This is a genomic window from Streptomyces sp. NPDC050988 (assembly GCF_044456225.1).
Classification (GTDB): domain Bacteria; phylum Actinomycetota; class Actinomycetes; order Streptomycetales; family Streptomycetaceae; genus Streptomyces.
Map to the genome: position 1 here is coordinate 73,702 of NZ_JBITFQ010000016.1, position 19,498 is coordinate 93,199.

Annotated in this window: 20 protein-coding genes and 1 riboswitch; of the genes, 12 read left to right on the top strand and 8 right to left on the bottom strand. The window is 70.5% G+C overall.

All coding sequences use genetic code 11. The features are described 5' to 3' along the window. Positions 1-31 precede the first annotated feature (31 nt). The 3 genes from macS (at position 32) to ACIBEI_RS29575 (ending at position 3,209) form a co-directional block, all read left to right on the top strand. A complete protein-coding gene (gene macS, locus ACIBEI_RS29565) occupies positions 32-1,282 on the top strand; it encodes a MacS family sensor histidine kinase (RefSeq protein ID WP_398893286.1) in 1,251 nt (416 codons plus the stop codon). Positions 1,283-1,358: 76 nt separating this feature from the next. After that, positions 1,359-2,036, top strand: a complete 678-nt coding sequence (locus tag ACIBEI_RS29570; RefSeq protein ID WP_398893287.1) for a response regulator — start codon at positions 1,359-1,361, stop codon at positions 2,034-2,036. 144 nt (positions 2,037-2,180) lie between these two features. Then, positions 2,181-3,209 carry a 6-phosphofructokinase gene (locus ACIBEI_RS29575; protein ID WP_143637909.1) on the top strand — a complete coding sequence of 343 codons (1,029 nt, stop codon included), beginning with the start codon at positions 2,181-2,183 and terminating at the stop codon, positions 3,207-3,209. A 270-nt stretch (positions 3,210-3,479) separates the two neighbouring features. Here ACIBEI_RS29575 and ACIBEI_RS29580 read toward each other — a convergent pair whose 3' ends face one another. Both ACIBEI_RS29580 and ACIBEI_RS29585 read right to left on the bottom strand, forming a co-directional pair. Next, entirely contained in the window at positions 3,480-5,387 is a 1,908-nt protein-coding gene (locus ACIBEI_RS29580) for an anthranilate synthase family protein (protein ID WP_398893288.1), read from the bottom strand. Positions 5,388-5,504: 117 nt separating this feature from the next. Beyond that, positions 5,505-5,618, bottom strand: coding sequence for a trp operon leader peptide (locus ACIBEI_RS29585; RefSeq protein ID WP_398893289.1), 114 nt, complete (start codon positions 5,616-5,618; stop codon positions 5,505-5,507). A 106-nt stretch (positions 5,619-5,724) separates the two neighbouring features. Between ACIBEI_RS29585 and ACIBEI_RS29590 the strand changes: the two genes are divergently transcribed. Together ACIBEI_RS29590 and ACIBEI_RS29595 are read left to right on the top strand one after the other, a co-directional pair. After that, positions 5,725-7,077 (top strand): class II 3-deoxy-7-phosphoheptulonate synthase, encoded by a 1,353-nt coding sequence (locus ACIBEI_RS29590; protein WP_200398802.1) that lies wholly within the window; start codon positions 5,725-5,727, stop codon positions 7,075-7,077. A gap of 163 nt (positions 7,078-7,240) precedes the next feature. Continuing rightward, on the top strand, positions 7,241-7,483 hold the full coding sequence (locus ACIBEI_RS29595) for a bacterioferritin-associated ferredoxin (RefSeq protein WP_398893290.1): 243 nt from the start codon (positions 7,241-7,243) through the stop codon (positions 7,481-7,483). Between the two features lie 20 nt (positions 7,484-7,503). On the opposite strand, the gene bfr is transcribed toward ACIBEI_RS29595, so the two are convergent. Next, entirely contained in the window at positions 7,504-7,983 is a 480-nt protein-coding gene (gene bfr, locus ACIBEI_RS29600) for a bacterioferritin (RefSeq protein ID WP_143637901.1), read from the bottom strand. 185 nt (positions 7,984-8,168) lie between these two features. On the opposite strand from bfr, the gene ACIBEI_RS29605 reads away from it, so the two are divergent. Continuing rightward, positions 8,169-8,801: a sulfite oxidase-like oxidoreductase gene (locus ACIBEI_RS29605; RefSeq protein WP_189840281.1), complete on the top strand. Its 633-nt coding sequence runs from the start codon at positions 8,169-8,171 to the stop codon at positions 8,799-8,801. A gap of 97 nt (positions 8,802-8,898) precedes the next feature. Here ACIBEI_RS29605 and ACIBEI_RS29610 read toward each other — a convergent pair whose 3' ends face one another. From ACIBEI_RS29610 to thiO, 5 genes are all read right to left on the bottom strand, one after another. After that, a complete protein-coding gene (locus ACIBEI_RS29610; RefSeq protein WP_398893291.1) occupies positions 8,899-9,768 on the bottom strand; it encodes a deoxyribonuclease IV in 870 nt (289 codons plus the stop codon). A gap of 160 nt (positions 9,769-9,928) precedes the next feature. After that, a complete protein-coding gene (pknB, locus tag ACIBEI_RS29615) occupies positions 9,929-11,863 on the bottom strand; it encodes a Stk1 family PASTA domain-containing Ser/Thr kinase (RefSeq protein ID WP_398893292.1) in 1,935 nt (644 codons plus the stop codon). A 142-nt stretch (positions 11,864-12,005) separates the two neighbouring features. Next, positions 12,006-12,800, bottom strand: a complete 795-nt coding sequence (locus ACIBEI_RS29620) for a thiazole synthase (RefSeq protein ID WP_398893293.1) — start codon at positions 12,798-12,800, stop codon at positions 12,006-12,008. 3 nt (positions 12,801-12,803) lie between these two features. Continuing rightward, the gene (thiS, locus tag ACIBEI_RS29625) at positions 12,804-13,004 is read right to left on the bottom strand and encodes a sulfur carrier protein ThiS (protein ID WP_055612073.1); all 201 of its coding nucleotides are present in this window, start codon (positions 13,002-13,004) and stop codon (positions 12,804-12,806) included. Positions 13,005-13,006: 2 nt separating this feature from the next. Beyond that, positions 13,007-14,230 carry a glycine oxidase ThiO gene (gene thiO, locus ACIBEI_RS29630; RefSeq protein WP_398893294.1) on the bottom strand — a complete coding sequence of 408 codons (1,224 nt, stop codon included), beginning with the start codon at positions 14,228-14,230 and terminating at the stop codon, positions 13,007-13,009. Continuing rightward, positions 14,228-14,341: riboswitch (TPP riboswitch) on the bottom strand. (Overlaps the previous gene by 3 nt.) A gap of 52 nt (positions 14,342-14,393) precedes the next feature. Here thiO and ACIBEI_RS29635 point away from each other — a divergent pair. The 6 genes from ACIBEI_RS29635 to ACIBEI_RS29660 all read left to right on the top strand — a co-directional run bounded on the left by ACIBEI_RS29635 (position 14,394) and on the right by ACIBEI_RS29660 (position 19,438). After that, positions 14,394-14,738, top strand: a complete 345-nt coding sequence (locus ACIBEI_RS29635) for a hypothetical protein (protein WP_398893295.1) — start codon at positions 14,394-14,396, stop codon at positions 14,736-14,738. A 66-nt stretch (positions 14,739-14,804) separates the two neighbouring features. Next, entirely contained in the window at positions 14,805-16,034 is a 1,230-nt protein-coding gene (locus ACIBEI_RS29640; RefSeq protein WP_398893296.1) for an NAD(P)/FAD-dependent oxidoreductase, read from the top strand. Positions 16,035-16,247: 213 nt separating this feature from the next. Continuing rightward, a complete protein-coding gene (locus ACIBEI_RS29645) occupies positions 16,248-16,619 on the top strand; it encodes a helix-turn-helix domain-containing protein (protein WP_143637890.1) in 372 nt (123 codons plus the stop codon). Between the two features lie 77 nt (positions 16,620-16,696). Next, positions 16,697-17,347 (top strand): thiamine phosphate synthase, encoded by a 651-nt coding sequence (thiE, locus tag ACIBEI_RS29650; protein WP_398893297.1) that lies wholly within the window; start codon positions 16,697-16,699, stop codon positions 17,345-17,347. Positions 17,348-17,482: 135 nt separating this feature from the next. After that, positions 17,483-18,406, top strand: a complete 924-nt coding sequence (gene metF, locus ACIBEI_RS29655) for a methylenetetrahydrofolate reductase [NAD(P)H] (RefSeq protein ID WP_398893298.1) — start codon at positions 17,483-17,485, stop codon at positions 18,404-18,406. Positions 18,407-18,463: 57 nt separating this feature from the next. Then, positions 18,464-19,438: a hypothetical protein gene (locus ACIBEI_RS29660; protein ID WP_398893299.1), complete on the top strand. Its 975-nt coding sequence runs from the start codon at positions 18,464-18,466 to the stop codon at positions 19,436-19,438. Positions 19,439-19,498 lie beyond the last annotated feature (60 nt).

Below are 19,498 nucleotides of genomic sequence, written 5' to 3' on the forward strand. Positions count from 1 at the left end.
GCGGCCGTCGGGGGATGGGGTAGTGGGGGACATGGCCAAGCGCGAGAGAGTCATGAGAATGTCGGTCGAGCAGCCGCTGTGGCGTGCGCTGACCGCGTACCGCGTCCTGACGATGTTCTACGCGATCGGCCTCTTCGCCACCCACTACAGCAGCTTCATCCGTCCCGAAGTGGCCATCGGCTACTACCTGGTGCTCATCGCGTGGACCTTCGCGACCCTGCCCAGGGTGGCCAACGCGGCCAGCTGCACCAAGCGCTTCCTCGCCGCCGACCTGACCATCGCGCTCACCGGCATCCTCCTCACGCCCGTCGCGGACGCCCACGACCGGATCGTGGACGGCGGCCCGACCCTCCCGTCGATATGGACCGCGGGTTCCGTGCTGGCGTTCGCGATCAAGGGCGGCTGGCGCTGGGCGGCCTTCGCCTCGGCGCTCGTCGGCGTCGCCAACGTCGTCCAGCGCGGTGCGCTCAGCCAGGACACCCTCCACAACGTGCTGCTCGTCTGGGTCGCCTCCATCGCCATCGGATACGTCGTCGAGGTGGCCCGCGCCTCCGAGCGCACCCTCGCCCGCGCCCTGGAGATCGAGGCCGCGACCCGAGAGCGGGAGCGGCTCGCCCGGGACATCCACGACGGTGTCCTCCAGGTGCTGGCCATGGTGCAGCGGCGCGGTTCCGCACTCGGCGGCGACGCCGCGGAACTGGGCCGCCTCGCGGGCGAGCAGGAGGTCGCGCTGCGCACACTGGTCTCGGGCGGGCTCGTACCGGTCTCACGCGTGTCGGAGGACGAGGCCGAGGGCGCCCTGGTGCGCGCGGTGGACGAGCCGGACGCGGACGAGGGCGGCCCCTGCGACCTGCGCTCGCTGCTCGCCCCGTACGCCACGGCGAAGGTGACCTTCTCCGCGCCGGGCACCCCGGTGCCGCTCGCCCCGGCCGCCGCGAAGGAGCTGGCCGCCGCCGTCGGGGCCGCCCTGGACAACGTCCACCGGCACGTGGGCGCGGACGCCCGCGCGTGGATCCTGGTCGAGGACGAGCCGGACGAGGTGATCGTGACCGTACGGGACGACGGTCCCGGCATCCCCGAGGGCCGGCTCGCCCAGGCCGAGGGGGAGGGCCGCCTCGGCGTGGCCCTGTCGATCCGCGGACGGCTGCGCGAGATCGGCGGCACGGCCGAGCTGATCTCGGTGCCGGGCCAGGGCACGGAGGTCGAACTGAAGGTCCCGAAGTCGGACGTGACGAACGTGAAGGACCCGAAGGGTCCACGGGGGAAGGCGGAACAGCGATGACGAGGACGGCGACAGGGAAGACGGCGGGGAGGCCGACGGAGGCCGTGGCGATGGCGATGGCGAAGGCAGGGCGGCGATGAGTGACGGACAGGGCCCGATCAGGGTCATGGTGGTGGACGACCACCCCATGTGGCGCGACGCGGTCGCGCGCGACCTGGCCGCGTCCGGGTTCGACGTGGTCGCCACGGCGGGCGACGGCGAGCAGGCGGTACGCCGCGCGCAGGCTGCCGCTCCCGACGTCCTCGTCCTCGACCTGAACCTGCCGGCCAAGCCCGGTGTGCAGGTCTGCAAGGAGCTGGTCGGGGCCAATCCCGCCCTGCGCGTCCTGGTCCTCTCCGCGAGCGGCGAGCACGCGGACGTCCTGGAGGCGGTCAAGTCGGGGGCCACCGGCTATCTGCTCAAGTCGGCGTCCACGGACGAGCTGATCGACGCGGTGCGCCGCACGGCCGTCGGCGACCCCGTCTTCACGCCCGGGCTCGCGGGCCTGGTCCTCGGCGAGTACCGCAGGCTCGCCTCCGACCCCGGGCCCGCCACGGGCGGTGACGAGCCCAAGGCTCCGCAGCTCACCGACCGGGAGACCGAGGTGCTCCGGCTGGTCGCCAAGGGCCTGAGCTACAAGCAGATCGCCGAGCGCCTCGTGATCTCCCACCGCACGGTCCAGAACCACGTACAGAACACCCTCGGCAAGCTCCAGCTCCACAACCGCGTGGAACTGGTGCGCTATGCCATAGAGCGGGGCCTCGACGACGTGTAAACCGTCCGCGTCCCACCAAAGAGTGAAGACGCAAGATCAACCCCCGCACAATTCACCGGAATTGACCTTCCGCCCTCTGCTGAAGTGACCTGGATCACTATTAGCGTGAGTCCCATCAGCCAACCGCGGCGAAGGGACTTTTCCATGCGGGTCGGAGTACTGACCGGAGGCGGCGACTGCCCCGGGCTCAACGCCGTCATCCGGGGCATCGTCCGCAAGGGCGTTCAGGAGTACGGCTACGACTTCACCGGCTTCCGGGACGGCTGGCGGGGGCCCCTGGAGGGCGACGCCGTCCGGCTCGACATCCCCGCCGTGCGCGGCATCCTGCCCCGCGGCGGCACCATCATCGGCTCCTCGCGCACCAACCCCCTCAAGGTCGAGAACGGCATCCGCCGGATCAAGGAGAACCTCGCCAAGCTGGAGGTCGACGCGCTGATCGCGATCGGCGGCGAGGACACGCTGGGCGTCGCCGCCCGTCTGACGGACGAGTACGGCGTCCCGGTGGTCGGCGTCCCGAAGACCATCGACAACGACCTCTCCGCCACGGACTACACCTTCGGCTTCGACACCGCCGTGGGTATCGCGACCGAGGCGATCGACCGGCTGCACACCACCGCGGAATCGCACATGCGGGTGCTCGTCTGCGAGGTGATGGGGCGGCACGCGGGCTGGATCGCGCTCCACTCGGGGCTCGCGGGCGGCGCGAACGTCATCCTCATCCCCGAGCAGCGGTTCGACGTCGACCAGGTCTGTGCGTGGGTGACCTCGCGCTTCAAGGCCTCGTACGCGCCGATCGTGGTCGTCGCGGAGGGGGCGATGCCGAAGGACGGCGACATGGTCCTCAAGGACGGCTCGCTGGACTCCTTCGGTCACGTCCGCCTCTCCGGGGTGGGGGAGTGGCTGTCCAAGGAGATCGAGCGCCGCACGGGGAAGGAGGCCCGCACGACGGTCCTCGGCCATGTCCAGCGTGGGGGCACTCCCAGCGCCTTCGACCGCTGGCTGGCCACGCGCTTCGGCCTCCACGCCATCGAGGCCGTCCGCGACGGCGACTTCGGCAAGATGGTCGCCCTCCAGGGCACCGACATCGTCCGAGTCCCCATCGCCGAGGCCACGGCCCGCCTGAAGACGGTGGACCCCCGCCTCTACGAGGAGGTAGGAGTCTTCTTCGGCTGACCCGGAGGTTCCTCGCCCCCGCCGCCCCTACCCGTTCCCGTCCCTTCTGGGGGCTGCCGCCCCCAGACCCCCGCTATCGGCCTGAACGGCCTCGTCCTCAAACGCCGGACGGGCTGAGATGTGCCTGGACTGGGCTATAGAGGTTCGGCCCGGGCCGCGAATTATCTAGCCCCTCCGGCGTTTGAGGAGCGGGGGTTCGGGGGCGGAGCCCCTGAGTAAGGGACGGGAATGGGTAGGGGCGGCGGGGGCGAAAGAGCACTGCCACGCGGACTACACCGCGGGCCGCCGCTCCGAGAACGCGCTGGCGCCCGCCCCCGCACCCACCTGAGCCACCAGCTCCCGTACGACGTCCGTGCCGCGCAGCGTCAGCACCGACTCCGGGTGGAACTGGACCCCGGCGAAACCGGGCCCGCGCAGCGCATGCACCTCGCCCGACCGGCTGCGGCTGACCTCGACCCCATGGGCCGCCAGCTCCGCCGCCGCCTCGTCGTCGCACCGCGCCACGAAGCTGTTGTAGAAACCGACGGTCTCGGCCCGCCCGAAGAGGTCGATGTCCGTCTGGGCACCCTGGTAGGGGACCTCCTTGCGGACGGTCTCCAGGCCCAGCTCCGCCGCGATCAGCTCATGCCCGAGGCAGACCCCCAGCACGCCGTGCCGGTGGCTCCGGATCACCTCCGCGGTGAGGCCGCGCAGGAAGGCCATCTTCGGGTCCGTCATGTCCGAGGGGTCCCCCGGCCCCGGACCCAGCACCAGCGGACCCTCGTGCGCGAGCACCGCCTCCCGCAGCCCCGGCTCGTCGTACCGCCGGACGGTCACCTCAAGACCCGACGAGCGCAGCAGATGCGCGAGCATCGCCGTGAAGGTGTCCTCCCCGTCCACGACCAGCGCATGGCCATGGCCCTCAAGCTCGGCCGACCGCTCCTGCATCCGCAGCCAGAACGGCGCAAGCGCCGCCCGCCGTCCGTCCAGCGCCGCCCGCACCCGAGGATCGTCCGCGAGACTCGCCCGTACCTTCTCCACGCCGGGCCGTCCGGGGCGTACCCCCAGCGCCGCCAGCACCCCGGCCGCCTTCGCGTGTGTCTCGGCGACCTCGCTCGCCGGGTCCGACCCCCGTACGAGCGTCGCACCGACCGGGACCCGCAGCCGGCCGGCCCCGTCGATGTCGGCGGTCCGGATGAGGATGGGGGAGTCGAGGGTCTGGGCCCCGCCGGAGTCGCGCCCGATCAGCGCCAGCGCCCCCGCGTAGTACCCGCGCCCGACACCGTCCCGCCCGAGGGGCTCATACCGCTCGATGACCCGGCAGGCGTTCTGCACCGGCGACCCGGTGACCGTCGCCGCGAACATGGTCTCCTTCAGCACCTCCCGCACATCCAGCGACGACTTGCCCCGCAACTCGTACTCGGTGTGCGCGAGATGGGCCATCTCCTTCAGCCGCGGCCCGATCACAACACCGCCCATGTCGCCGACCGTGCACATCATCTTGAGCTCCTCGTCGACGACCATCGAGAGCTCCTCGATCTCCTTGCCGTCGGCCAGGAACTCCAGCAGGTCCTCGGGCGTCGGCCCCTCGGCGGGATAGCGGTACGTCCCGCTGATCGGGTTCATCACGACCGTCCCGCCGGACATCCGGACATGCACCTCCGGGCTCGCCCCGACCAGCGTCCGCTCTCCGGTGTGCACGACGAACGTCCAGTACGCGCCCCGCTCACCCACCAGCAGCCGCCGGAAGAGCGCCAGCGCGTCGGCCCGTCCGAACCCCGGGATCTCGCCCTCGTACGTCCGCCGGATGACGAAGTTCGCGCCCTCGCCCCGCCCGATCTCCTCGTGCAGTACCCGCCCGACGATCTCCGCGTACGCCTCGTCCGCGACGTCGAAGCCACCGCCCTCGACCCGCACGTCGTGCGCGGGCAGCTCCGACAGGGCCTGCTCCAGGGAGAGTTCGTACGACTCCTCAGGAGTGAGTACGGAGAGCGGGGTGCCGTCGTCGCGGACGTCGAAGCCGCGCTCCCGGATCTGGCGGTACGGGATGAGGGCGAGGCCCTCGGGGATGTCGGCCAGCCGCTCGTACGCGGTGACCGGGCCGAGCAGCAGCTCGACGGTGTCGTGATCATGGCCCGGCGTGCGGCGGCGCAGCAGGGCGAACGGGCGGGGATCGGCCGGCAGGTCGAGCAGATTCATGGGTCCGGGTTCCTTCTCGGCGTCTCGTGGGAGAGGAGTGGAGAGGAACGGTCCCGGTCGCGAAAACACCGAAGGCCGCCCCTCGGGCGGCCTTCGCGAAGTCTTGCGTACGCGCAGTCAGTGGGCCGCCGGATGAGCGGTCCACCACCAGTTCTGGATCGGGTTCTGGATCGAGTGCGCGAACATGCGCCGCACCCTACCCCATGTGAAACCCTGTGTGACGGCACACATACGGCGTACGTACGGCGTACACGTCGGGGCGTTCGATCGAGCGCGGCCCGTCTCAATTGATGAGCATGGGGATGGACGCCCGACATGACCCCGTAATGTTGAGGTCGTGACCGTGAACGCTAAGTCCAGCGCAAGCGCTGGCAACACCTGGCGAGACCTGCCCGCGGCGCAGCAGCCCGAGTACCCCGATGCCGAGGCTCTGCGCGATGTGATCGCGGACCTCGAGTCGTATCCGCCGCTCGTCTTCGCCGGCGAGTGCGACCAGCTGCGTGCCCGGCTGGGAGCCGTCGCCAAGGGCGAGGCGTTCCTGCTTCAGGGCGGCGACTGCGCCGAGGCCTTCGACGCCGTGTCCGCCGACCACATCCGCAACAAGCTCAAGACCCTGCTCCAGATGGGCGCCGTCCTCACGTACGCGGCGTCCGTGCCGGTCGTGAAGGTCGGCCGCATCGCCGGCCAGTACTCGAAGCCGCGCTCCAAGGGCACCGAGACCCGTGACGGCGTGACCCTGCCGACCTACCGCGGCGACTCGGTCAACGGCTTCGAGTTCAACGAGAAGGCCCGCATCCCGGACCCCGAGCGCCTGAAGCGGATGTACAACGCCTCCGCCTCGACGCTCAACCTGGTGCGCGCCTTCACCACCGGCGGCTACGCCGACCTGCGTCAGGTGCACGCCTGGAACCAGGACTTCGTGAAGACCTCGCCGTCGGGGCAGCGCTACGAGCAGCTGGCGCGCGAGATCGACCAGGCACTGAACTTCATGCACGCCTGCGGGGCCGACCCGGAGGAGTTCAAGACCGTCGAGTTCTACGCCTCCCACGAGGCGCTGCTCCTCGACTACGAATCGGCGCTGACCAGGGTCGACTCCCGTACGGGTCACCTGTACGACGTCTCCGGGCACATGGTGTGGATCGGTGAGCGCACCCGTCAGCTGGACGGCGCGCACATCGAGTTCGCCTCGAAGATCCGCAACCCGATCGGCATCAAGCTGGGCCCGACGACGACGGCCGAGGACGCGCTGCAGTACATCGAGCGTCTCGACCCGGACCGCGAGCCCGGCCGGCTGACCTTCATCGTCCGCATGGGCGCCGACAAGGTCCGCGACAAGCTGCCCGAGCTGGTCGAGAAGGTCACCGCCTCGGGCGCGACCGTCGCCTGGATCACCGACCCGATGCACGGCAACACGTACGAGGCGGCCTCAGGTCACAAGACCCGCCGCTTCGACGACGTGCTCGACGAGGTCAAGGGCTTCTTCGAGGTCCACAAGGGCCTGGGCACCCACCCGGGCGGCATCCACGTCGAGCTCACCGGTGACGACGTCACCGAGTGCGTGGGCGGCGGCGACGAGATCTTCGTCGACGATCTGCACCAGCGCTACGAGACGGCCTGCGACCCGCGACTGAACCGCAGCCAGTCCCTTGACCTGGCGTTCCTGGTGGCGGAGATGTACCGGGACCAGTAGTGGGTCGGCAGCCGTTTCGGTTGTTACAAGACGTGTATTGGGGCGCGGATCACATACGATCCGCGCCCCATCGCACTTTTGCGGCTCAGGTCCGGCGGGTAAGGTTAGGTTAGCCTCACCGATTATCGGGATGGCACGACAACCCAACGAATCCCGTCGGGAGGTGAACCGCGTGTACGTCTGCAACTGCTTCGGGGTGACCGAGGCGCAGGTGAAGAAGCACGCGGACGACGGCGCCTGCACCCCCCGGCAGATAGCGTCGGCCTGCAAGGCGGGCACCGACTGCGGCTCGTGCGTACGACGCATTCAGGCACTGCTGGGCAGGGGTGAGTGCCCTCGGCGTGAGCTGGCCGACCAGGGCATGCCCGTGCTCTCCGAAGTGGAAGAGCTGGAAGAGGCGGCCTAGCTGTTCCGGCTGCTCGCCGCTCAGCTGTCCGGCTGCTCGATGAGCTGCGCGATGTAGAGCGCCTCGCCGAGCTTCTCCACCAGCTCCAGCTGGGTGTCCAGATAGTCGATGTGGTGCTCCTCGTCCTCGAGGATCGACTCGAAGATGTTCGCGGACGTGATGTCGCCCTTGGTCCGCATCACCTCGATACCGCGCTTGAGCCGGTCGATCGCCTCGACCTCGACCTGCCGGTCCGCCTGGAACATCTCCGTGACCGTCTGCCCGACGCGGACGTGGAACAGCCGCTGGTAGTTCGGCAGACCGTCCAGGAAGAGGATGCGGTCGGTCAGGATCTCCGCGTGCTTCATCTCGTCGATGGACTCGTGCCGCGTGTACTTCGCCAGCTTCGTCCAGCCGAAGTTCTCCTGCATCTTCGCGTGCAGGAAGTACTGGTTGATCGCGGTGAGTTCGGCGGTCAGCTGCTCGTTGAGGAATTCGATGACCTCGGGGTCGCCCTGCATCGCAGAGGCTCCTTCCAAGCGGGGGGAACTGGCAGGTTGCGCCGCATGATTGCACCGGCGTAGAAGATCGTCCAGTAAGTGCATGCTTAGTAAGTAAGTACTTGCTTAGTCCTGGTTGTGCCGAGTTGTCAGAGTCGGTGCGTACCTGGTCATGCCCATCGTCCGGGGTCTGTCAGGATGGAGTCATGGGTCAGCCGGTGGGTCGTGAATCTGGAGAAGCAGCGCAGTCGGAGCTTCCGCCGGGGCAGCGACTTCAGCGGGGCTGGCCGGTCACGCACTACGGGCCCGTGCCGAAGTTCCGTCCCGAGCGCTGGGAGTTCAGGGTCTTCGGCGCCACCGCAGACAGCGAGAAGCACTGCTGGACCCACGAGGAGTTCACCGCCCTGCCGTACGCCACGGTCGTGGCCGATCTGCACTGCGTCACCAAGTTCAGCATGATCGGCGCGGAGTGGGGCGGCATCCCGGCCCGTACGATCCTGGAGATCGCCCCGCCGGCGCCCACCGTCACCCATGTGATGGTCTGGGCGGAGTACGGCTTCAGCTCGAATCTGCGCCTCGACGACTTCGCGTCCGAGCGGTCGATCTTCGCCACCCACAAGGACGGCGAACTGCTCACCGCGGAGCACGGCTTCCCGCTGCGTCTCGTCGTGCCGCAGCTGTACGCGTGGAAGGGTCCCAAGTGGGTCCGCGGCGTCGAGTACATGACGGCCGACCGCCGCGGCTTCTGGGAGGAGCGCGGCTACCACAACGTCGGCGATCCCTGGCGCGAACAGCGCTACTCGTACCAGGAGGAGCCCGGGGACGGCCCCGAGCTGTAGGCCCCGGCGCGCCTGCCTGGGGCTCCTGTCTGGATTTCTTGGATCTCCTGGGCTTCCTGGGTTCTCGGGCCTCTCGGGCTTTTGGTGGCGGTTTCGCTCAGCTGTCCCGGAGCTTCTTCAGCCGCTCCACGTCCGCCGCGTGCCCCTCCTTGCCGCCGGGCGTCTCGATGATCAGCGGTACGCCCTCGGTGGCGGGGTGGGTCATCAGCGCGCGGAACGGGTCCTCGCCGATGTGCCCCGCGCCGATGTTCTCGTGGCGGTCCTTGTGGGCGCCGGCCACGTCCTTGGAGTCGTTGGCGTGGATCAGCTTCAGCCGGCCCTCGCCGACCGTGTCCACCAGCAGGTCGAGCGTCTGGTGCATCCCGCTGGGCCCGGTGAGGTCGTGGCCCGCCGCGAAGATGTGGCAGGTGTCCAGGCAGACGCCCAGCTTGGGGTGGGAGTCCAGTGCTTCGAAGTACGGTCCGAAGTCCCAGGTCCGTGAGCAGAGCGAGGCGCCCTGTCCGGCGGTCGACTCCAGCAGCAGGAACGGGTCGTCGTCGTGGGTCAGCTCGTCGAGCAGCGGCAGCAGGTGCTCGCGGACCTGCCGCAGCGCGACCGAGCGTTCCCGGCCGCCGGTCGCGGAGCCCGTGTGCACGACGACGCCGAGCGCCCCGATCGCCCGCCCGCGCCGCAGTGAGTGCCGCAGCGACTCCACCGACTTCTCCACGGTCGCCTCGGTGTGCGAGCCGAAGTTGATCAGATAGGGGGCGTGGACATACGCGGGGATCGACTCGGCGGCGCAGGCCGCGCGGAACTCGTCGTCCTGGAGGGGGTTTCCGGGCGGGGTCGCCCAGCCGCGCGGGTTGGCGACGAAGACCTGGACGGTCTCGGCGGCCAGCTCGCGCGCGTACGAGAGGCCGACGGAGGCGAGGCCTCCGGCGACGGGGACATGGCCGCCGACGGGGTTGCGGGACTGCTGAGTGCTCACCCCTTCAGGGTGTCACGCGGTCCCGGTCTCCCGGTCGGCGGCCATGTCTCTGCGGGTGCCTGTGCGCCCGGCATGCCTGCGTGCCCGTGTGCTGCTGTGCCCGTCTGCGTCTGCGTCTGCGTCTGCGTCTGGGGCTGGGGCTGGTGGGGCTGGGTCTGCGTCAGCGGATCTCGATCGTGATCGTCGATCCCTCGGGGGCCGTGTCGCCGCCGTCCACCGACTGGCTCTCGACCGTGTCGCCGAAGAGGCCGAGCAGGCCGCGGTCCTCCTCGACCTTGAAGCCGGCCGCTTCCAGCTCCTGCTTCGCGTCGTCGACGCTGTCGCCCACGACGTCCGGGACCTCGATCATCTCCGGGCCCTTGGACACCGTCAGCGTGACGGTGTCACCCCCGGCCGCCTTGGTGTCGGGATCCAGCGACTGCTTGGCGACCTGACCGGCCTCGTACTCGGACGTGACCTGCTCGGAGGCGACCTCGACCGTCAGGCCGGCCTCCTCCAGCTCCTGCCTGGCGTCCTCCAGGTCGTCACCCACGACGTCGGGCACGTCCACCGGGTTGCCCTTGCTGACGGTGAGCGCGATCGCCGAACCGCCGCGGCGCTCGGTGCCCGCCCCAGGCTCCGTACGGATCACGAAACCCACCGGTACGTCGTCGCTGAAGCCCTTGGTGACCATGCCCGCCACCAGGCCCTCGTTCTTCAGGCGCTGCTTGGCCTTGTCCAGCGAGTAGCCCTCCAGGTCCGGCACGCGCACGATCTCGGGGCCCTTGGAGACCGTCAGGGTCACCGAGTCGTTGTCCCGGATCCGGGCGCCCGGCTTCGGGTCGCTGCTGATGACCCGGCCCGGCTTGACGGTGTCGCTGAAGCTGCGCTTGACGTCCTTCACGTCGAGACCGGCGCTCGTGAGCTGCCTCTTGGCCTGGGCCTCGGTTTTGGAGAGCACTCCAGGGACCGTGGTGAACTGGCCGGAGTTGATGTACCAGACGCCCGCGCCCAGGCCGAGGGCCAGCAGCACCGCGGCGACGATCGCGATCAGACCGCGACGGGGCGCCACCATGCGGCCTCCACGGCCGCGGCGCGGCGGTTCGGGCGGCGGGGACGGCAGGTAGCTCGTGCGGTTCAGCTCGGCGTCGTCGTCGTTCACCGGGAGGGGCCGCTGCACCGACAGCGAGAGCGGGATCACGCTCGTACGGTCGTCGGCGTTCTGGTGGTCCGTGGCGACCGCCTGCGGCGGGATGGCGTCCAGCTGGTCGGCGCTCAGTGCGTTCCGGGCGTCCAGGACCTGCGAGAGCAGCTCGACCGCGTCGTACGGACGGAGGTCGGGGTTGCGTGCGGTGGCCGTCGTGACCAGCTCGTCGAGCTCGTAGGCCAGGCCCGGCACGGACGCCGACGGCCGGGGCACGTCCTCGTGGAGGTGCTTGTAGAGCACGGTGGCGGGCGAGTCCCCGTAGTGCGGGCGGTCGCCGGTCAGCATCTCGAAGAGGAGGATGCCGCACGCGTACACGTCGACCCGGGGATCGGCCGTGCCGTTCTCTATCTGCTCGGGCGCGAGATACGACACCGTGCCGAGCACGGCCCCGGTCGTGCTGGTGACCGTGTCCACGGCCCGTACGAGACCGAAGTCCGCGACCTTCACCCGGCCGTCGTCCCCTATCAGGACGTTCTCCGGCTTCATGTCGCGGTGCACGAACCCGGCGCGGTGCGCGGCGCCGAGTGCGGCGAGGACCGGCTCCAGGACGTCGAGCGCGGCCCGCGGCTGCAGCGCTCCGCGCTCGCGCAGCACGTCGCGCAGGGTGCACCCGGCCACGTACTCCATCGCCAGATAGACGTAACTGCCGTCCGTGCCCTGGTCGAAGACCTGCACCACGTTCGGGTGCGCGAGCCGGGCGACCGACTTCGCCTCGCGGATGAAGCGGTCCACGAACGTGGCGTCGGCGGCCAGGCCCGGGTGCATCACCTTGAGCGCGAGCACCCGGTCCAGGCGGGTGTCCACGGCACGGTAGACCGTGGCCATCCCGCCGACGGCGATGCGCGCGTCGACGCGGTAGCGGCCGTCGAGCACGTGCCCGACGAGCGGGTCCTGAAGCGTCGTATCCACGCAGGTGAGTGTACGAGCCGCCACTGTCAACGCCGCCCGTACGGGCGATTCCGGGGCGCTACTGCAGCCGAGCTGTGACGCACGTCGCACGACGGCGACCGCGGTGCGGCATCCGTATTCGGACAGGCGTTCAGGCCAAGCGTCAGAAAGCAGGCCTTTCCGGGTCCAAACGGGCGACACCCTCCACAGGGGACGACGCCTCGGCGAAGTGACGGCGCGGAATGCGCCCCGCGCGGTACGCGAGCCGGCCCGCCTCGACCGCGTGCCGCATGCCCTCGGCCATCAGCACCGGCTCCTGCGCCCGGGTCACGGCCGAGGCGAGCATCACACCCGCGCACCCCAGCTCCATGGCGATCGCCGCGTCCGACGCCGTCCCTGCACCCGCGTCCAGGATCACCGGCACGCGCGCGTGCTCCACGATCAGCTGGAAGTTGTGCGGGTTGCGGATGCCGAGCCCGGACCCGATCGGCGAGCCGAGCGGCATGACCGCGGCGCACCCCACGTCCTCCAGCCTGCGGGCGAGCACCGGGTCGTCGTTCGTGTACGGGAGGACCGTGAAGCCGTCGTCGACCAGGGTCTCGGCGGCGTCGAGCAGCTCGATCGGGTCGGGCAGCAGGGTGCGCTCGTCGGCGATGACCTCCAGCTTGACGAGGTCCGTGCCGAGCGCCTCACGCGCGAGCCGGGCCGTCAGAACGGCCTCCCCGGCGGTGAAACAGCCCGCCGTGTTGGGCAGCACTCGGATGCCCAGCCGTTCGAGCACGGACAGCACCGAGCCGTGGGCCTTCGGGTTCACGCGGCGCATCGCGACCGTCGTCAGCTCGGTGCCGGACGCGACGAGTGAGCGCTCCAGGACGTCGAGGCTGGGCGCGCCACCGGTGCCCATGATCAGACGGGACGTGAAGGACGTACCGCCGAGGACGAAGGGATCGTCGGCCATGGGTCAGCCTCCTTGGACGGCGGTGAGGACTTCGACGCGGTCTCCCTCGGAGAGGAGGGTCTTCGACCACTGCGCGCGCGGGACGACGGTTTCGTTGAGTGCGGCGGCGACACCGGAGGGAGCCGCGGTGAGCGCTGCGACGAGGGTGTCCAGGGCCGTGTCCGGGGCCAGCTGCCGCCGCTCCCCGTTGACGAAGATGCTCATGCTCATGCGGGCTGCTCCGAGAGTGCGGCGGCACCGAACCGCCTGGGTGTGAACGGGCGGGCCTCGTCCGGGAGTTCACCGGTGGTCAGGGCGTGCGCCATCACGTCCCCGGTGACGGGCGTGAGGAGTACGCCGTTGCGGTAGTGGCCGGTCGCGAGCAGGAGACCGGGGAGTTCGGTCGGGCCGAGCAGGGGCGCGTTGTCGGGGGAGCCCGGGCGCAGTCCGGCCCGTGTCTCGGTGAGCGGCAGCTCGGTGATGCCGGGGACGAGTTCGTGGGCGTCCCGCAGCAGCTCGTACACGCCGCCGGCGGTCACCGTGGTGTCCCAGCCCAGCTCCTCGCTGGTCGCGCCGACGACCAGTTCGCCGCTCTCCCGCGGCACCAGATAGATGTGGTTGCCGCGGACGACGGCACGCACGCTGCGGCTCAGGAAGGGCGCGTACCGTTTCGGGACCGTCAGCCGCAGCACCTGTCCCTTCACGGGGCGCACCGGCGGCAGCACGTTGTCGGGGACGCCCGCGAAGCGTCCGCTGAGACTGCCCGCGGCGAGGACGACCTGGCCCGCCGACAGCTCGGTGCCGTCCGGCGTGACGACTCCGACGGCCCGGTCCCGTACGACAGTCAGGCGGTCGGCCCACGTCCGGTGGAAGGTCACTCCGGCCCGCTCGCAGGCCGTGACCAGGGCCCCGGAGAGCCGCCGCGGATCGATCTGGTGGTCGCCGTCGACCCGGAGCCCGCCGCGCACGCCCGGCGCGAGCATCGGCTCCAGACGCCGGCACTCGCGGCCGCTGAGCCACTCCGACTCCAGGCCCGACCGGCGTTGCAGGGCGTGGACTTCGCGCAGATGGGCGCGGTCGTCGGCGTCGAGCGCGACCGCCAGCGCGCCGCACTGCCGGTATCCGAGGTCCTGGCCGGTGGCCTCGGTCAGCTCGGCCGCGAAGTCCGGATAGCGGCGCGCCGAGGCCAGATTGAGGCCGAGCAGGGTCTGCTCGCCGTAGTGGAGTTCGGTGACGGCGGCCAGCATCCCAGCGGCGACCTGCGCGGCGCCGCCGCCGGGCTCCGGGTCCACGAGCGCGGTCGTGAACCCGCGCTGCGCGGCCCGCCAGGCCGTGACGAGGCCGATGATCCCGCCCCCGACGACCAGGACGTCTGCCGTGCGCCTTCTATCGGGCGCATCGGGCGCATCGGGCCTATCGGGTGCTACGGGTGTCTCCGGTGTACGCGACATGGGCGTCCAGCCCCTCCCTTCGCCGGCATGACCCGGATCAGGTTCGTACGGTCGGAGGCCGTCCCAGCCTCCCTCTCAGCCCGGTGCGTCCGGACTCCCGCGAGTGCTTTACGTTGGCCACCCTAGCCCTTCGCCCCAACAGCCTGTAAGGGAGCCTTCACGCATGGCCCGCTCGCTCGACGGACTCCTCCTCTCTCCGGTCGCGGACCAGGCGCCGGGCCAGGTGGGCACCCGTACCCGGTTCGCCTACCACGAGAAGGACGGCGAGATCTGGGCCGAGTACGCGGGCGGCGACGTCGTACGCGGCCATCTCGTGGGCACGCGCGCGGGCGACCGGCTCGACTTCCGGTACGTGCAGCTGAAGGTCGACGGCAGCACCTCGTCCGGGCACTGCGTGTCCCAGGTCCTCGAACTGCCCGACGGGCGGGTGCGCCTGGAGGAGACCTGGGAGTGGGAGTCGCAGGAGGGCAGCGGGACAAGTGTGGTCGAAGAGGTCACCGAAGCCTGACGCTGTGCAACAGCTCACCGATCGCGCCCCCTGACCGACGATTTCACCAGTGTCTATGGTGATCGTGTGAGTGAGCAGACGCAGGGACGGAGCCCGGCGGCGCGACGGAGCGCCGTGATCGCCGGGGCGGGCATGGCCGGCGTACAGACCGCCGTCGCCCTGCGGGAGAGGGGCTTCGCCGGAAGCGTGACCCTGATCGGCGCGGAGCCCCATCAGCCGTACGACCGGCCCTCGCTGTCCAAGGCCGTACTGCTCGGCAAGGCCGAGGGCTCCGCCTTCGACGTCGACTTCGAGGCGCTCGACGTGGAGCTCCGCCTGGGGCTCGAAGTGACCGGCGTGCACCCCTCGCGGCATGAACTCGACACGGCCGACGGCCCGGTTCCGTACGACGTCCTCGTCATCGCCACCGGTGCCGAGCCGATCCAACTGCCGGGCGCCCAGGGCGTACCCGGCGTCCATCTGCTGCGCACGCTCGACGACGCCGAGCGGCTGCGCCCCGTCCTCGCACGGCAGCACGACATCGTGGTGGTGGGCGCGGGCTGGATCGGCGCCGAGTTCGCCACGGCGGCGCGCGAGGCGGGCTGCGCGGTGACCGTCGTGGAGGCCGCCGACCGGCCGCTGGCCGGTGTGCTGCCCGAGGAGGTGGCCGCTCCGATGGCCGCCTGGTACGCGGACAGCGGGGCGGTGTTGCGCACCCACGCGCGCGTGGAGCACGTCGAGTCCGGCGAGGTGGTGCTCGACGACGGCTCACGGCTGCCAGCGGGTGCCGTCGTCGTGGGCATCGGGGCGCGGCCCGCCACGGCCTGGCTGGCCGGTTCCGGGATCGAGCTGGGCGCCCGTCGCGAGATCGTCGCGGACGACCACCTGCGCACCTCCGCCCCGGACGTGTACGCGGTCGGTGACTGCGCCTCGTTCCCGTCCGGCCGCTACGGGGAGCGCCTGCTCGTCCACCACTGGGACAACGCCCTCCAGGGCCCGCGCACGGTCGCCGCGAACATCGTCGGTGAGACGTCCGTCACGTACGACCCCGTGCCGTACTTCTGGTCCGAGCAGTTCGGCCGCTTCGTCCAGTACGCGGGCCATCACGGGTCCGCCGACGCCCTGGTCCGGCGCGGTGACCCGGCCGGACCGTCCTGGTCGGTGTGCTGGCTCCGCGAGAACCGCCTGGTCGCGGTCCTGGCGGTGGGACGGCCTCGGGACCTGGCACAGGGCAGGCGGCTGATCGAGGCGGGCACGCCGATGGATTCCGGGCTTCTGTCCGACCCCGCGCTGCCGCTCAAGGGCGCGACCGCGTAGACGCTCCGCCGGGCCGCACGGCTGGAGGCCGCCGGGCCGCACGGGGCTGGAGGTCGTTTGGTGTCTGCGGGCCGTCCGTGGCTGGTCGCGCAGTTCCCCGCGCCCCTGACGGGGCTGCGGCCCAGGTGCGAAAGGGGCAGCGGGGCCGCGGGCGTGACACGGTCGCACCGGCCCGGGTACCGACTGTCAGTCCGAGATGGCAGGCTTGTGTTCGTGACCGAGATTGACGCAAAGATCGATGCTCTCGTCCCCGCCTGGCTCACCCTCCCCGACATCGCCGAACAGCTCGGTGTCGAGGTGACCCGCGTCCGGCAACTGGTCAAGGAAGGCCAGCTCATCGCCGTACGCCGTGGTGAGAACCGCGCGCTGCACGTCCCCGCCGCTTTCATCGACGGGGCCGAGCAGAAGGTCGTCAAGGGCCTGACCGGCACCCTGACGCTCCTGCGGGACGACGGCTTCACCGACGAAGAGATGCTCGAGTGGCTCTTCACCCCCGACGAGAGCCTGCCCGGCACGCCCGCGCAGGCCCTGAGCGAGAATCGCGGCACGGAGGTGAAGCGTCGCGCCCAGGCGCTCGCCGTCTGACCTGATCACGCCGTCCGGCGTACGGGCCGCGATCCTCACGGCCCGTACGCCACCGACACGACACGGGGGACCCACGCATGCCCGAATCCACCGCACGCGCCCGGCTCGCCGACGCCCGCGTGTACCTCTGCACTGACGCCCGCAGGCGCCAGGGCGACCTCGCCGACTTCCTGGACGCGGTCCTGGCGAACGGCGTGGACATCGTGCAGCTGCGGGACAAGGGCATGGAGGCGGCCGAGGAGCTGGAGCACCTCGCCGTCCTCGCGGGCGCCTGCCGTCGGCACGGCAAGCTGCTCGCGGTGAACGACCGGGCGGACGTCGCCCACGCCATCGGCGCCGACGTGCTGCACCTGGGCCAGGGCGATCTTCCGGTGCCCGCCGCCCGGGCGATCCTCGGCGACGACGTCCTGATCGGCCGCTCCACGCACGCCGACGCGGAGGCCGCTGCCGCCGCCGTCCAGGAGGGCGTGGACTACTTCTGCACCGGCCCCTGTTGGCCGACCCCCACCAAGCCCGGCCGCCACGCGCCGGGTCTCGGGCTGGTCCGGTACACCGCCGGGCTGGCCACCGACCGCCCCTGGTTCGCCATCGGCGGCATCGACCTCGGCAACCTCGACGAGGTGCTCGAAGCGGGCGCCCGCCGCATCGTCGTCGTACGGGCGATCACCGAGGCCGACGATCCGGGCGCGGCGGCGGCGGAGTTCGCGAAGCGCCTGCGTCACGCGTAGGTGACCTGAGGCAGGGGCCCGGGGGTGTGGTCGACCGAGTGGGCAGTTGTCCGAGTGGTGGACAACAAATCGACAAATCGGGCAAATTTCCCGGATCCGGTTGGGGGACCGTCGCCCCCTGGCTAACCTGCGGGTATGGCCCTCGGATCTGCTTCCACCAGGACGGACCGCGCACGCACAGTGCGTGACATGCTCGCAACCGGCAAGGAAACGTACTCGTTCGAGTTCTCCGCGCCGAAGACCCCGAAGGGCGAGCGGAACCTGTGGAACGCGCTGCGCCGGGTCGAGGCCGTGGCCCCCGACTTCGTGTCGGTGACCTACGGCGCGGGCGGTTCGACCCGGGCGGGCACGGTCAGGGAGACCGAGCAGATCGTCGCCGACACGACCCTGACCCCGGTCGCCCACCTCACCGCGGTCAACCACTCCATCGCCGAGCTGCGCAACATCATCGGCCAGTTCGCGGACGCCGGGATCCGCAACATGCTCGCCGTGCGCGGCGACCCGCCCGGCGACCCGATGGCCGACTGGGTGGCACACCCCCAGGGCCTGACGTACGCGGCCGAACTCGTCCGGCTCATCAAGGAATCCGGCGACTTCTGTGTGGGCGTCGCGGCCTTCCCGGAGATGCACCCGCGCTCGGTCGACTGGGACCGTGACGTCGCGCACTTCGTCGACAAGTGCCGGGCCGGCGCGGACTACGCGATCACACAGATGTTCTTCCAGCCGGAGTCCTATCTGCGGCTGCGTGACCGGGTCGACTCGGCGGGCTGCGAGACCCCGGTCATCCCCGAGGTCATGCCGGTGACCAGCGTGAAGATGCTGGAACGGCTGCCCAAGCTCAGCAACGCCTCGTTCCCGGACGCCCTCAAAGAGCGGATCCTCACAGCCAAAGACGATCCGGCGGCTGTACGCTCCATTGGCATTGAGTTCGCCACGGAGTTCTGCGCGAGGCTGCTGGCCGAGGGAGTCCCCGGACTGCATTTCATTACGCTGAACAACTCCACCGCGACGCTGGAAATCTACGAGAACCTGGGCCTGCATCACCCACAGCGGGCCTAGACCGGTCGCATCGTCGTACGACACACTGCGTAGCGGCCACCTGGGAGAGGGGCGTACATGGGCTGGACGGTCCTCTACATCGCATTCGGCATCGTCGCGCTATGGCTGCTCGGCGAGGTACTTCTGCAGTACAAGGCGCGGCTGCGCTGGCGGCTGCTGGCCTTCGCCGGCTTCCTCGGGGTGGTCCTCGGTGTCCTGATTCCGAACGTGCTGGTCATCGGCCTGGGTGCCGCGGCCTTCGCCGTCGGGCAGACCTATGTGACCCTCTCGTTCCGCAGTGGCTTCGCTTCCGGCTGGGCCGTCAACGGTCTCGGCGGCCGTCCGGGCGCCAGCAAGCGCCGTCGCGGCGAGGAGCGCAAGGACCCGACGCTGGAGGTCTCCGACCTCCACGCCGCGGAGACCACGACGTTTCCCAGCCAGGGCTTCGACCAGGGCGACGACTACGGGCACGACGACTCGGTCTTCGGACAACGCCCCGCCACCGCCGCCGAGTCGACCTCCGTCTACGAGCCGCAGCCGCTGCCCGACGACACGGGTCAGTACGGCGTCTACAGCGACGCCGCCTACGCCGCGGCCACCGACCCGGCGTACGCGGCAGCCGCGCAGGCCCAGGGACAGCAGGGCCAGGACCCGCTCGGCCAGAACTACGGGTACGACGGCTACTCCGGCTACGACCAGCAGCAGTACGGCTACGACACCGGGCAGCAACAGCAGTACGCCGCCTACTCCGACCCGTACATCGGCACGCAGTCCTATGACGCCGCGTCGTACGGCCAGCCCTACGACGCCTCTCAGCAGCAGTACGCGCAGCAGGGTTACACCCAGGACCCGTACGCCACCAACGGCGGATACGCCGCTGAGACCCCGGCCGGCGGCGTCTGGGTGCCGCAGCAGCGCAACACCGAGGACCAGTACGGCGGCGAACTCCCGCCGGAGCAGTCGTATCCGTACGACGGCAACGGGAACAACGGGACCAATGGCGGCAACGGACAGCAGGGCGGCGGCGGCTACGACGAGCAGTACCGGTTCTGAGCGAGTCGGCAGTAACGGTTCCGGATGATCCGGATGATCCGGCAGTAACGGTTCTGAACG